Below are 12,882 nucleotides of genomic sequence, written 5' to 3' on the forward strand. Positions count from 1 at the left end.
TGGAGTCACCCGTTTCCGCCATCAGAACATTGACATGCAGACAGAAAAACCCGCCGTACTCAATTTCAATAATGAAGTCACAGGAATGATTTACGGCTTTGTTTTTCGCCCTGACAAACCGCCCGAAAGCGTTTCCTCTCATCAGGTGCAGGAGGCGTATCAGAAAGTCTGTCACGAACAGGGATTCATCTGGATCCACGTTAATCTCAATCATGCCATGTCAGAAAAGTGGCTTAAGAAGCATTTTTCCGTAGGCGATGTTTTCTTCGAGGAGATCCGTGAAGGATCACGAAGTACACGCATTGAGCGGCTGGATGACACACTGCTGGCCGTGCTTAATGACGTGATTTTTGATCCGGAAGAAACCAGCGATGAAACCTCTACACTCTGGCTAAGCTGTCATCAGCAACTGGTCGTTACCGCCCGGCATAAACCGGTGAGATTGATCGAACGCCTGTTCAAACGACTGGAACATTTGAATATTGGCTCACCGACAGCGCTATTAGTGCATTTACTGGAGGAACAGGAGGATTTACTGGAGCAAATTGTCCGCCGCGCCAATCAATACGTTGACAACATTGAGGAGCGCCTGCTCAGCCATCACGTAAAGAAGAACCGCGCCAATCTGGGGCGTTTGCGGCGAATGCTGCTGCGCTTCCAGCGTTTGCTGGCTCCCGAACCGACCGCGCTATTTCGACTGCTCAACCGTCCTCCGGCCTGGATTGCGCCAGACGTAGTACAGGATTTACGTCAATTTGCCGAAGAATTTTCCGTGGTGCTGAACGATTTGATTGCCTTGACCGAACGCATCAGGCTGTTGCAGGAAGAGATCACATCACGCCAGATGGAGCAAAGTAACCGCACATTGTACGTGCTGACGGTTATCACCGTTCTGGCGTTGCCGATCAATATTGTGGCGGGTTTTTTTGGCATGAACGTCGGGGGAATTCCGCTTGCCAACAATCACCACGGTTTTATTTTACTGGTGGTGATTGTGGGAATGTTTACTCTTCTGGCAGGCTGGTACGCGTTTAAAAGAAAAGACGACAATTAACGTTTTTTTGACGCTTACATAAAGTCTTTGGCTTTATTGAGCAGCGCTGCCTTAGTGATAACACCGAGCAACCGGCGAGATGCCGCGTTGTCCAATACGGGCAAACGCTCAAGCGGCGAGTTGCTGAACATCGCCCATGCCTGTTCGTAGCTGTCCTGCTGAAGTAATGTGGTGAATTCCTGTTCGATAAAGGGATCAATTGCGCTGTCGGTTTTTAGGCTGCCGTCAATAATGCCGCTTGCCAGTACGTTGGTCGGCACTACGCCGAGAAAACGCTCTTCGCGGTCAACCACGTAGACATAGCGCGTGCGCTGCTTCAGCCCTTCGCTGACCACTTGAGAGAGTGTGGCATCAACGTACATCTTCGAGCAGGGAGAAATCAGCGAGGCAACGGTGCTGTACTCAAACTCATTTTTCGCAGCAAAACGCGCATTATGCCGGGACAACACCGGATAGGTTCCTCCGGTTTTCAACCTTGAGGCCACCACATAGGAGATCGCCGTTGCCAGCATCAGCGGGAACAGCAGCGAACTGTTGAGCGTCATTTCGAACGCCATCATGATCGACATCAGCGGCGCGTGGCTGGTCGCCGCCAACAGTGCGCTCATCCCGATTGCTGCATACAAACCGACCGGTCCCGGATCAAAGCCCAACCACTGCAGGAAAGTACAGACCAGTGCCCCGCTGGCGGCACCGATCAGCAGCGACGGCGTAAACAACCCACCTACCGCCCCAGAACCGACGGTGATCGCCGTGGCGACAATTTTCAATACCAGCACCAGCAGCAGCGAGGTTTGCAGGTCGCCGTTGTTGAGGATCAGGTCGATCACTTCAAAACCGTTGCCCAGCACCAGCGGTGACACCATCGCCACCAACCCGACCGCCAAACCCCCCAGCCCGAGGCGCAACACCGGATGCGAAATGGGTTTCATCCACTGACGGACTTTGTCGATGGAGCCTATAAACAGTGGCCCGAGCGTGCCGGTTACCACACCAATCGCCAGCACGGTGACGATGGCGCCCGCCGATGGGCTGAAAGTGGCCGTGGAGTAAAGATAGAGTGGTTCGTAGTCGGTGATCGAGCGCACGGTCAGCACCGCCACCGAAGCAGAAATAAACAGCGGGATCAGCCGCTGTACGGCGGTCACGCCAAAGGCGATCTCGGCCACGAACAACGCCCCCGCAAAGGGTGCATGATATACCGCAGCCAGTCCGCCAGCCGCCGCCATCGCGATAACATCCGACTGATGCAAAACGCGCAAACGGGAAAAACGCCCGAGCAGACTGCCGCTGAGCGCTGAAAGCTGCACCATGGCCCCTTCACGGCCAATCGATCCGCCGCTGGCGATACTGGCCAGTGAGGAAGCCGCCCGCAGCAAGGTGCTGCGCAATGGGATCCCCGGCAGACGCTGGTCAATTACGTCGAGATAATCCGGCATGTTACCGTGTCTGCGTTCAACGTTCAGCGCCCAAAGCAGGATGAAACCGGCGATCACGCCGCCAACGGTGGTGATCAGTGGCCATATCGCACGCGGGTATTCGAGAAATGCTTTGGTAATGTCGTTGCCGTCAGTGAACATCAGACCGTTAATACCCGAAATCGCCCCGCGAAAAGCGATAGTCACCAGCGCGGCAATGATCCCAGCTGGAATGGCAATCAATAGATTAATCAGGTCGCCCTTTTGCCAGGCGTCAGGGGCTTTCAAAGTCATGTTGTTCCGTAAGTTGCGGTATCGGCCGGTCCCGCAGAGTAGCATTTTACTGATGATCAACACACCTGTCGGCTTAGGTCGTTTCTCTGCTTTTAAAAACCGTTAGCACTTTATTGATGGCCCGCAAAAAAGCCAATGATTGCCTCTTTCAGACAGCTCGCCGCTTCACCAGGCTGAGACTGGCTCTGATGTAGACTGATTCCTACTTCACCGGGTGCGGGTAATTCGTTTAAGACGCGTAATGTCTGAGGCATCCCGAAATCGGTACGCACGGTGATACCCAGCCCCGCTGACATCGCTGCCCAGATCCCGCTAAGGCTACGGCTGGTAAACGCAATCCTCCAGGGGATACCCGCATGGTCCAGCGCAGCGGTGGCTGCACTGCGCATCAAGCAGGGCGCTTCAAACACCAGTAAAGGCAGCGGCTCACCCGCGTGTAAATAGTGCTCAAGAGAAAAATGATCAGGGCCAATCCAGCGTAAAGCAATACGCCCGAGAGACTGACTGGTCGGAAAACAGGGTTCATCAACGGCTTGCCAACTTACCGCCAGATCGAATTCACTATGGCGTATCCCCTCCAGCAATTGTTGGTTACGGGTAATACTGGCTGAAAGCTGCACCTGAGGATGTGCACGGGTGAAAGTACCGAGAATGGCCGGTAGCAAGGTTTCACCGAAGTCTTCCTGCATCCCCAGATTCAGACTGCCATTCAGCGAACTGGCCAGCAGGGCCGCACTGGCTTCATCGTTCAGGCTCAGAATCCGCCGCGCATAGCTCAGCATGACTTCACCCTTCTCGGTCAGTATCAAATGCCGGCCAGATTTTTGTACTAATTGCGTACCTGCCTGCTGCTCGAGTTTTTTCAATTGAGCACTTACGGCAGATGTCGAGCGCCCCAAGCGGTCAGCGGCCAGTACAAAGCTACCAAGCTCAATTCCCGCCACAAAACTACGCAGCGCTTCAGCATCGAACGTTACTGGTCGTTTAGTCATGCCTTATCATCCCGTTTTTGTGGATTAAACTTACTGATATTTTCTATTTTCAGGATAATTATAACCGCTTATGCTCTTTTTCACACCCGGACAAAAGGAACCTGACATGAGCACAAACACCACTCAAACACTGACACTGGAAACCATGGCGCTTCTGACGCCGAAATTGGCTGAGCTTACTGAACAGGTGCTGTTTGGCGATCTTTGGGAAAGAAGTGAACTCCCGGCACGTGACCGCAGCCTGATCACTGTCGCAACTCTGGTTGCGCTGAACCGCGTTGAACAACTGCCTTTTCATCTGACTCTGGCGATGAAAAACGGTGTAACTCAACTGGAGTTGAGTGAGTTAATTACCCACCTGGCCTTTTATGCAGGATGGCCAGCGGCGGCTTCAGCCCTGACCCAATTTTCCCCTCTGATTCTGGAATAAAAAGGAAAATAACCATGCCATTTACCCGAATATCTCTGCCGGCTCACCGTATTCATGCCTGGCAATCCGTGATATCTGCCACGTTGCAGGAGGCGCTGGTCAGCACATTTTCCGTTCCTGAAGAGGATTGCTTTCAACTGTTTGAACCGGCCAGTAGAGGTCAGCGTGTGATTAACCCAACCTATTTGTGTGGAAAAAAAGAGTCGGGGCAAGACGACCTGCGTTCAGAAGACTTCCTGCTTTTCCACATTACGGGAGGTAAGCCACGTGACGCTGCGCAAAAACAGGCGTTATACCGATATCTGGTTGAAAAATTACATCATCAACTGGGGATTTCCCCCGCTGATGTCATGATCGTCGTCAGCTTTACTCAGCCGGAAGATTGGTCATTCAGTCACGGAGACATGTTCTCGACTGCACAAGGCTCAATATTATGATTGCCATGCAATACAGTTTCACCCTGCCTGCGGATTACGACATGGCGATTATTGAAAAGCGCATCACCGACAATGGGCATTTATTGGATGGCTATCCAGGGCTGATTTTTAAAACGTATCTCTATGCGCGCCGCGATGATCTACAAACCGACAGTGCAGAGAATCTCTATGCACCCTTTTATTTGTGGCACGATGCAGAAAGCCTGAATCACTTTCTCATTAGCGCCGGTTTTCAAAACGTAGCTAAAGCATTTGGATGGCCTCAGGTCAGAACATATCCGGTGGTTGCCGCACGTTTAAGCGACAACATCACCGGGGCTATTTTCGCCACCAGAGAGATAAGTGATATCGCCCCTTTCAACGATCTGTCGCAACTTGTCGGTGAACCCATCGCAGACGCGCTCATTGATATCGTTGCCTGGGACACGGCAAATTGGAAAAAAATCCATTTCACGGCCGGAAAAAAAATCATCGCCAGTCACGGACAGCATTATCGTATAAAGCACATATCGACGCCGTATCCAGCAGAAATCGCCTAACGACCTTAATCACAAAAAAGGCTGCCAGAAGGCAGCCTCAGAGTCTGGCCTTGCGGCCCATAATGATAAAACAATTAACGCGGTTTTTTGGTGGCGAAACCTTTATTCAGGTTACGCCAGTAAACCCCCCACGTGATCACCGCGCAGACAACATAGAACACCAGGAACACTTTCATCGCACCCGCGGGTGAACCGGTCATTGCCAGTGAGGTACCAAAAGCTTTAGGAATAAAGAAGCCGCCAATTGCACCAATCGAAGAGATAAAGCCCAGCGCCGCTGCGGTGTCGGTCACTGCTTCACGCTGCGCAGACTCTGCGTTATCACCACGAGCCAGCGCTGAGTCAGTGGTCAGTTTGCGGAAAATCACCGCAATCATCTGATAAGTCGAACCACTCCCCAGACCGGCAGTCATGAACAACACCATGAACACGCCGAAGAAGGCCGCAAAGTTACCGCCGACGCCACCGTGTGGCAACGTCAGGAACAGCAGCGCCGCCATGATCGCCATCACCACGAAGTTCCAGAAAGTCACTCGCACACCACCCAGACGGTCAGAGAGCATACCGCCGGCTGAACGCGCCAGCGCCCCGATGAGCGGGCCGAAGAAGGCGTAGTGCATGATATTCACGTCAGGGAACTGGGTTTTAGTCAGCATCGCAAAACCGGCGGAGAAACCGATGAACGAACCAAATGCCGCCAGATAGAGCACACACATGATCCACAGATGGCCGCGTTTGAGAACCGGGAGTTGCTGGCGGATTGAGGCTTTCGATGACGCCAGGTCATTCATACCGCACCACGCCGCTACGGTACAGATCAGCAGGAACGGCACCCAGATCCATGCCGCGTTTTGCAGCCACATGCTGCTACCATCGGCCAGTGTTTGCGGGTCGCTGAACGCGCTAAAAATGCCCAAAGAGATAGCAAGCGGTGCCAGCAGTTGCATCACGCTCACCCCCATATTACCCAGCCCGCCGTTAATGCCCAGCGCACCGCCCTGTTTAGCTTTCGGATAGAAGAAGCTGATGTTCCCCATGCTTGAAGCAAAATTCGCACCACCAAAACCACACAACAGGGAGATGATCAGGAAGGTATTGTAGGACGTGGTGATATCCTGCACCGCAAAGCCCAGCCAGACACAAGGAATAATCAGAAATACAGTGCTGATGGCGGTCCAGCGACGGCCACCAAACAACGGGATCATAAAGGAGTAAGGGACGCGCAGAATGGCGCCTGACACCGAGGGGATAGCCGTCAGCATAAACAGCTGATCGGTCGTAAAGTTGAAACCGACTTTATTAAGGTTGACCGAAACCAGGCTGAACAGCATCCAAACGCAGAAGCCAAGCAGCAGCGAGGGAACGGAGATCCATAAATTACGGCTGGCAACTTTGTGACCGCTTTCAGCCCAGAAGGCCGGATCTTCCGGTCTCCAGTCCTGGAGCAGCCGTGACTTTTTTTCAGTCTGTGTGGAAGAAGTGTGCGACATAGAAACCTCGGTATGCAGAACATTGGCGTTATGAATGCTGCACACACTAGGTAGTGCTCTCTTACATGATGTTGATATAAATCAACCAGATGATGAGTAAGTTTTCGATGTTATAACGACACACGCCCTTTATGAGTAGGTCACATCAGGCCAATAAACAACTATAATTCAAAATGTTGAAGTTAATTATTTTACTCACCCGCGTTCCCCACATACGCACTGGAAATTAGTGAGTACTCCCATTGGGGTATTTTTGGTTAGGCCGGGATAATAAAAAATATGTACCCACGGGCAAGATGTTTGTCCCACAAGATGTATCAACAGGGATCTATTAATGATTAAACGCGCCCTCACCCCGCTTTCTCTGGTCAGCCAGATTGCATTATTGATGCTGCTGCTCGGCCTGCTGGGTATTGGCAGCATGAGCGTAGCAGCCTGGATGGCACAAAGTATTCAGGGGAATGCCCATGCCATCAATAAAGCAGGCTCGCTGCGCATGCAAAGTTATCGCTTACTGGCTTCCATCCCCCTGACAAAAGAGAGTGACGTATATTTACGTCAGATGGAGCGGGATCAGGACAGCTCGGATTTACGCCATGCCGTACAAAGCGAGAACCTGCAACCAGAGTTCGACGCTCTGCGCAGTTACTGGATGACCACGCTGAAAGGCCAGATTCAACGGGCGCAGCACCCCGATCAGGTGAAGTCCAATGTAGCAGTGTACGTCAGCCAGCTCGATAAAATGGTCGCCGCACTGGAGCATAAAACCGAATACCATTTGGCGCTGATCTCTATGGTGCAGCGCGGTCTGCTGGCATTAACCCTGATACTGCTGGCGCTGACCATCTGGTTTTTACGCCGCCGGTTACTCGAACCGTGGCGGCGCCTGCTGGCGCAAGCCAATGCGGTCAGCGCCGGGGAATTCAGCCAACGCTATCAGCCCATGCACTCTTCTGCGGCCGACGCACGACGCCCGCATAATGAGATGGATATTCTCGGCCAGTCGCTCAACAGCATGTCGCTGGCAATGGAGCGGCTGGTAGACAGTCTGGCGCAAATGGTTGCCGACAAAACGGCCGATCTGCAACAGAAGAATCAGGTGCTGGATTTTCTCTACCGCGTGAGTCGCCAGTTGCACACCAGCGCACCGATCGAACAGCGTCTGGTCCCCGTGCTGGAAGAGTTACAAACCCTGACGCCACTGCAATCCGTACAGCTACGTTTATACGAGAACAACAGCGCCGAGCTGTTTAATGACATTGGTAGTCCGCAACCCGCGGATAAAGACCAAAGTCTCACTCAGACGCAGGCCCAACATCATCTGCTGAGTGATAATATTGAACCGAATGCAGGCCATCCGCGCCAGCCACTGAGCTGGAGCCTGCGCGACGAACGGGAAAATTACGGCGTATTACTGGCTCAACTGCCTCAGGGCTGCCAGCTTAACGACGATCAACAGCAGTTGATCACCACCTTGCTGGAGCAGTTGACCAGCTCGCTTATGCTGGCACGGCAGGCTGAGCATCAGCAGCAATTGATGCTCATGGATGAACGTTCGGCCATCGCCCGGGAACTGCACGACTCGCTGGCCCAGTCGCTTTCGTGCATGAAGATTCAGATTGCCTGTCTGCAGATGCAGGGCGGCAATCTGAGCGAAGAAAACAGCCTGCTAATTCAGCAAATCCGCGATGAGCTGAATACGGCTTACCGACAGCTGCGGGAATTGCTGACCACCTTCCGCCTGAAGATGCATGCGCCGGGTTTACGGGCGGCGCTGCAACATGCGGTGGATGAATTCTCCGGTCGAATGGGCGTCAACATTGCCTTTGATTACCAGCTGCCTCCGCGTTCTGTACCGGCGAATCAGGCAATTCATCTGCTGCACATCGCCCGCGAAGCACTCAATAATGCGTTTAAACATGCCAATGCCACCGAAGTTTCTCTGAGGCTGACCTGCGAAAAGGGCCAGATTCTTATGCAGGTGGACGATGACGGCCGCGGACTGCCCGAGAATATTGAACGACAAAGTCACTATGGCTTGATCATCATGCAGGATCGCGCCAAAAGTTTGCACGGCGAATGCAGCATTGCCCACAGGGCCAGCGGTGGCACTAACGTTACCGTTCGCTTTCACCCCGACGCATTGCCCATTAATCCCCAGGAGCAAGTATGACCGACATGACCCCTTCCACGATCCTGCTGATCGACGACCACCCGATGCTGCGCAATGGCGTTAAGCAACTCATCGCGCTGGACCCCATGCTGCTGGTGATTGGCGAAGCGAGTAATGGCGAACAAGGCGTGGAGCTGGCAAAAGAACTGGATCCAGACCTGACCCTTTTGGATCTCAACATGCCCGGCATGAACGGTCTAGATACATTGGACAAAATGCGCCAGACCTCACTGTCAGGCCGTATCGTGGTGTTTAGCGTATCGAATCATGAAGATGATGTGGTTACAGCGCTCAAACGCGGGGCTGATGGCTATCTGCTGAAAGATATGGAGCCGGAGGATCTTCTCGCAGCCCTGCACAACGCCGCTGCCGGTAAGATGGTGTTGAGTGAAGCACTTACGCCGGTGCTGGCTGCCAGCCTGCGCGAAAGCCGCCCCAGCGGTGACCGGGACATTCAGTCCCTGACGCCGCGCGAGCGCGATATCATCAAACTTATCGCCGAAGGATTACCCAATAAAGTCATCGCCCGCCGTCTGAACATTACGGAAAGTACCGTCAAAGTCCATGTGAAACATCTGCTGAAAAAAATGAAGCTGAAATCTCGCGTCGAAGCGGCGGTGTGGGTGTTACAAAGCAACGTGATTTAGGATCAACACCTTGGGTTGCCACCCAAACGGGCTTTAAGGTCAAGGTCGTGGGTGCCGACCCACACCGACCAGGGTAGGCGTAAACGCGCCGAATCCGTTTTTTAAATTCAACGTCAAGACCTTGGGTTGCCACCCAAACTGGCTTTAAGAGGCGCCTATCGCCGCGCCTCTTAAAAATCTCCGGCTCTTTTAAAAACAGCAGCTGCGCAGGTCACAATGGCCGTGTTTCAGGCACTTTTGTTATAGCCGCAAACTCCGCCGCTGCGCGGTGCTCTCTCTTCGGGTTACAACCCGCACAAATAAACGTGCGGTTTTCCACCCCTCGTTCGACGTCGTTTTGAACGCGGCCGAGGCTTTTCTAAAGTCAAAACCAACCCAATCCAATCCTTTCTTATATTTTCTCTCTTGACTTACATAGCCACTAAGGCGCAGTCAAAAATGGCACCGGATGAGAGGTTCGAGACCCAAGGCTCGAATCCCGAAATACGGGGACGGCGCAGCCGTGACATTTTGCGCCGTGAACGGAAGTGGCTGAAACACGTGCCCTGCCAGCGGCGAAGCTGTCGGTGTCTCATGAAAAACGCAGGATTGTTAAGGGTGGCGTTTCCCACCCTTAACCCGCGGTGGGCCGGCGCCCACGACCTTGAATTTGAAGTTGAAGTTGAAGTTGAAGTTGAAGTTGAAGTTGAAATTGAAATTGAAATTGAAATTGAAGATTTAAAGCAGCCGTGGGCAGCATGCCCACAGCTTAAAAATTAAGCCCCTGATCTTGCATTCCGACACTGAGCGGTGGCGGCGATACGTTGAGAGTGATCCAATTTGAGGTGACATGCTGCTGCTTGCTGTCAACGGCGGTGACTGACAGATGGTAACTGTTGCTGGCCCCCGGCGAACTGTCCCACGGCGGAATGATCACACTCCAACCCTCGGTATCGCGGTTATCCTGCGGCGGCGTCAGGCTAAGCGCCTGGGTATCACCCTGCCAGCTCAATGCGGTCAATCTATTGAGCGCTCTGACCTGGAGTTTAAGCGTTAATGTTTCGCCCGGCTGTAACGTCCACGGCGGCGTAGCAAGGAACAGCGAGAGCGTTTTGCGCTGTTTGAAATCCATCACCGGCACATTGTTGCGCTCGACAGTGTCCATACGACTACCGCGTAACGAGTGAGCATCATCCACATAATTGGCTGAGAGTTGCTGAGCCAGCGGCACGCCCAGACGATAATTAAGCGACAACTGTACGGTATCCTGATTATCGCCATCCTGCCCCGCCTGATGGGCTGCCTTCACCGTCACCAGCGGGACCGGTGTGTAATTAACGCCAAACGTCATGGCTGACGGATTGGTCTGCCGTGTACCATTGCCGAACAAATCCACCCGATCGCCGTAATACTGTTCATAGCTCAGTGAAGCACCAATCTGGCGATAGAACGGTAAATAACCTTTGGTAGTGATGTCGTAACCCCGCGCCTGTCGCCTTAGCTGGGTCGAGGTACTGTTGTCGGGCTGGAAGGAGGAGAATGGATGGTAATAGTTAGTGGAAAAATACAGGTAATCGGTCCAGGCTTCTGCGCCAAGACTGCCGCGCGTCAGCTGATGGTCAAAATCGTTATCGACAAAAGCATTATACCCGAGCATCCACGCCCCTTCGCTCCAGCGCTGGCCCAGGCCGAAATTCCCCACCGTTGCATCGGTTGAGCTGCTGACGCCAACCTGGCTATAGGTCAGCAGGTTTTTACTATTATGCAACGGGCTGAAAAGTTGCCCTGAACTGCCGTCAAGATTACGCCCACTGACGTCAAGTGACATGCTGGCAGTCCCGAGCGGAGAAAGCAGACTGCTGGTCTCTTTCTGCACCAATTTAGCGGCCTGGGTGAGTGCCAGTGTTTCAGCCTGCTCACGCAAAGGATCCTGGCTATCACTGGACGTGCTCTGTTCACCGAACTGCTTGAGGGCGTTGGCAATTTTGGTTGCAGTGGCGCTGGCACCCGATGAGGGTCTGTAATAGGCGCTGCCAAGGCTCGGCAAGTCGTTAGGATCCGTGGCCGGAGTCCCCACGTTGAACTGGGAATCCACATCACCCGCCGGGGCAGAAAGGTCAACATCATGAGACAATGGCTGATAGACGTCTACCGTCAGCGCGTTGGCGCATGCAGTATAAAAAACTGAACTCATTAGAAACAACAAGGGACTACGCAGTACAGGCACAATTCGTTTGAATAAATAGGGAGAAAAAACCGTGACTTCAGTCATATTTTGCACAAATTAAGAATGAGTTTCGATCTTACCCGACGGTAGGCATATTTCAACCCTCAATGCCGTTTTATCTCCCCTAGGGTGCTGTTTTTAGTCGATCGGCGAAGGTTTGCACGATGATGTAAATCAACCGCGTTTCTACTAGAATCTCAACCAAAATACACACATTTCATAACATTTTTAACATCTTTTCGCATTCTCTTTACAAGTGTTTTTCATCTATCCTAAAGACGTACGTTTGATGTGGCTACGCCACCCGAATGCAAATTTTTATTTGCAGTGCGTGACTATCATCACGGTTCAATGACGTTATCAGCACGACGTCTCCCACTCACCAACCCACTTCGGCGGGTTAGTGAGAAGTGCGCACTCTATAAAAACAAGGGAACATAGATGAGCAAAAAAACCTTGCCCGGCGTTACGCGTCGGCAAATCCTGACGTTCACCGCAGCCTCTGCCATGCTTGGGGCAGCTAAAATCGCCAATGCCGTTACGCTCAAAGGTACGCCAATATGGAGCCCCTTTGATGCCAGCCCGCCACCGCAGATTGAAACTGAAGGTTGGGTGTTCTTTACTGACGCCGAAGCGGCTGCCCTGGAAGCCATTGTTGACCGCCTAATCCCCGCCGACGAACTGAGCGTAGGCGGCAAAGATGCCGGTTGTGCGGTGTTTATCGATCGTCAGTTGGCCGGCTTTTACGGCAACTATTCGCGCCTCTATATGCAAGGCCCTTTCCGGCCAGGTACGCCTGAGCAAGGCGACCAGTCTCCGCTGGTGCCGCAACAGCGTTACCGTCTCGGGCTGGCAGCGCTTGAGCAATATACTCAGGCCCAACATAAAAAACCCTTCCAGGAACTGACCGGCGATCAGCAAGATGAAATCCTCCGTGGTTTAGAGGCCGGAAAAATTGTCCTGAGTGGGATCGATTCCAAACTTTTCTTTGATATCACGCTGAAGAACACCATGGAAGGTTTCTTCGCCGACCCAATTTATGGCGGAAACCGCAACATGGTGTCGTGGAAAATGCTCGGTTTTCCGGGCGCACGCTATGACTACCGTGAATACGTCAGCAAGCATAACCAGAAATTAGATCTGGAACCGCTGAGTATCTCCGGTGGAGATGCATGGAAGATTAAAAGCTAGGGGCGAAGATA

The 12,882-nt window shown here is 52.8% G+C and carries 12 protein-coding genes; 8 read left to right on the forward strand and 4 right to left on the reverse strand.

The window, feature by feature from the left end; genetic code table 11:
* The first annotated feature begins 34 nt into the window (after window positions 1-34).
* Window positions 35-1,054 carry a transporter gene (locus ACMV8I_RS05715; RefSeq protein WP_498864209.1) on the forward strand — a complete coding sequence of 340 codons (1,020 nt, stop codon included), beginning with the start codon at window positions 35-37 and terminating at the stop codon, window positions 1,052-1,054.
* A 14-nt stretch (window positions 1,055-1,068) separates the two neighbouring features.
* Here ACMV8I_RS05715 and ACMV8I_RS05720 read toward each other — a convergent pair whose 3' ends face one another.
* Both ACMV8I_RS05720 and ACMV8I_RS05725 read right to left on the reverse strand, forming a co-directional pair.
* Window positions 1,069-2,766 (reverse strand): chloride channel protein, encoded by a 1,698-nt coding sequence (locus tag ACMV8I_RS05720; protein ID WP_498864210.1) that lies wholly within the window; start codon window positions 2,764-2,766, stop codon window positions 1,069-1,071.
* A 110-nt stretch (window positions 2,767-2,876) separates the two neighbouring features.
* A complete protein-coding gene (locus ACMV8I_RS05725) occupies window positions 2,877-3,758 on the reverse strand; it encodes a LysR substrate-binding domain-containing protein (protein ID WP_498864211.1) in 882 nt (293 codons plus the stop codon).
* Window positions 3,759-3,864: 106 nt separating this feature from the next.
* Between ACMV8I_RS05725 and ACMV8I_RS05730 the strand changes: the two genes are divergently transcribed.
* The 3 genes from ACMV8I_RS05730 to ACMV8I_RS05740 are packed head-to-tail and all read left to right on the forward strand — an operon-like array spanning window position 3,865 to window position 5,164.
* Entirely contained in the window at window positions 3,865-4,188 is a 324-nt protein-coding gene (locus ACMV8I_RS05730; protein ID WP_498864212.1) for a carboxymuconolactone decarboxylase family protein, read from the forward strand.
* Between the two features lie 14 nt (window positions 4,189-4,202).
* A complete protein-coding gene (locus tag ACMV8I_RS05735) occupies window positions 4,203-4,625 on the forward strand; it encodes a tautomerase family protein (RefSeq protein WP_498864213.1) in 423 nt (140 codons plus the stop codon).
* On the forward strand, window positions 4,622-5,164 hold the full coding sequence (locus ACMV8I_RS05740; protein WP_498864214.1) for a DUF4865 family protein: 543 nt from the start codon (window positions 4,622-4,624) through the stop codon (window positions 5,162-5,164). The genes ACMV8I_RS05735 and ACMV8I_RS05740 overlap by 4 nt, the downstream gene beginning before the upstream one ends.
* Before the next feature lie 74 nt (window positions 5,165-5,238).
* On the opposite strand, the gene ACMV8I_RS05745 is transcribed toward ACMV8I_RS05740, so the two are convergent.
* On the reverse strand, window positions 5,239-6,654 hold the full coding sequence (locus ACMV8I_RS05745) for a NarK family nitrate/nitrite MFS transporter (RefSeq protein ID WP_498864215.1): 1,416 nt from the start codon (window positions 6,652-6,654) through the stop codon (window positions 5,239-5,241).
* Between the two features lie 334 nt (window positions 6,655-6,988).
* Between ACMV8I_RS05745 and narX the strand changes: the two genes are divergently transcribed.
* From narX to ACMV8I_RS05760, 3 genes are all read left to right on the forward strand, one after another.
* On the forward strand, window positions 6,989-8,827 hold the full coding sequence (narX, locus tag ACMV8I_RS05750) for a nitrate/nitrite two-component system sensor histidine kinase NarX (RefSeq protein ID WP_498864216.1): 1,839 nt from the start codon (window positions 6,989-6,991) through the stop codon (window positions 8,825-8,827).
* On the forward strand, window positions 8,824-9,474 hold the full coding sequence (gene narL, locus ACMV8I_RS05755; protein ID WP_498864217.1) for a two-component system response regulator NarL: 651 nt from the start codon (window positions 8,824-8,826) through the stop codon (window positions 9,472-9,474). Before narX ends, narL begins: the two co-directional genes overlap by 4 nt.
* A 573-nt stretch (window positions 9,475-10,047) precedes the next feature.
* Window positions 10,048-10,233 (forward strand): hypothetical protein, encoded by a 186-nt coding sequence (locus tag ACMV8I_RS05760; RefSeq protein WP_498864218.1) that lies wholly within the window; start codon window positions 10,048-10,050, stop codon window positions 10,231-10,233.
* Here the strand turns inward: ACMV8I_RS05760 and ACMV8I_RS05765 are convergent.
* Window positions 10,223-11,647 (reverse strand): YchO/YchP family invasin, encoded by a 1,425-nt coding sequence (locus tag ACMV8I_RS05765; protein WP_498864219.1) that lies wholly within the window; start codon window positions 11,645-11,647, stop codon window positions 10,223-10,225. The two genes, ACMV8I_RS05760 and ACMV8I_RS05765, sit on opposite strands and share 11 nt — an antisense overlap.
* Before the next feature lie 474 nt (window positions 11,648-12,121).
* Between ACMV8I_RS05765 and ACMV8I_RS05770 the strand changes: the two genes are divergently transcribed.
* Window positions 12,122-12,871 (forward strand): gluconate 2-dehydrogenase subunit 3 family protein, encoded by a 750-nt coding sequence (locus tag ACMV8I_RS05770; RefSeq protein ID WP_498864220.1) that lies wholly within the window; start codon window positions 12,122-12,124, stop codon window positions 12,869-12,871.
* Window positions 12,872-12,882: the final 11 nt, after the last annotated feature.

This window comes from Ewingella sp. S1.OA.A_B6, assembly GCF_049889095.1.
In the GTDB taxonomy this organism is placed as follows: Bacteria; Pseudomonadota; Gammaproteobacteria; order Enterobacterales; family Enterobacteriaceae; genus Ewingella.

Excerpts from the sequence above, each read along its gene's own strand:
- ACMV8I_RS05715 (WP_498864209.1), top strand. The coding sequence starts at position 35 with ATGCAGACAGAAAAACCCGCCGTACTCAATTTCAATAATGAAGTCACA.
- ACMV8I_RS05720 (WP_498864210.1), bottom strand. The coding sequence starts at position 2,766 with ATGACTTTGAAAGCCCCTGACGCCTGGCAAAAGGGCGACCTGATTAAT.
- ACMV8I_RS05725 (WP_498864211.1), bottom strand. The coding sequence starts at position 3,758 with ATGACTAAACGACCAGTAACGTTCGATGCTGAAGCGCTGCGTAGTTTT.
- ACMV8I_RS05730 (WP_498864212.1), top strand. The coding sequence starts at position 3,865 with ATGAGCACAAACACCACTCAAACACTGACACTGGAAACCATGGCGCTT.
- ACMV8I_RS05735 (WP_498864213.1), top strand. The coding sequence starts at position 4,203 with ATGCCATTTACCCGAATATCTCTGCCGGCTCACCGTATTCATGCCTGG.
- ACMV8I_RS05740 (WP_498864214.1), top strand. The coding sequence starts at position 4,622 with ATGATTGCCATGCAATACAGTTTCACCCTGCCTGCGGATTACGACATG.
- ACMV8I_RS05745 (WP_498864215.1), bottom strand. The coding sequence starts at position 6,654 with ATGTCGCACACTTCTTCCACACAGACTGAAAAAAAGTCACGGCTGCTC.
- narX (WP_498864216.1), top strand. The coding sequence starts at position 6,989 with ATGATTAAACGCGCCCTCACCCCGCTTTCTCTGGTCAGCCAGATTGCA.
- narL (WP_498864217.1), top strand. The coding sequence starts at position 8,824 with ATGACCGACATGACCCCTTCCACGATCCTGCTGATCGACGACCACCCG.
- ACMV8I_RS05760 (WP_498864218.1), top strand. The coding sequence starts at position 10,048 with ATGAAAAACGCAGGATTGTTAAGGGTGGCGTTTCCCACCCTTAACCCG.
- ACMV8I_RS05765 (WP_498864219.1), bottom strand. The coding sequence starts at position 11,647 with ATGAGTTCAGTTTTTTATACTGCATGCGCCAACGCGCTGACGGTAGAC.
- ACMV8I_RS05770 (WP_498864220.1), top strand. The coding sequence starts at position 12,122 with ATGAGCAAAAAAACCTTGCCCGGCGTTACGCGTCGGCAAATCCTGACG.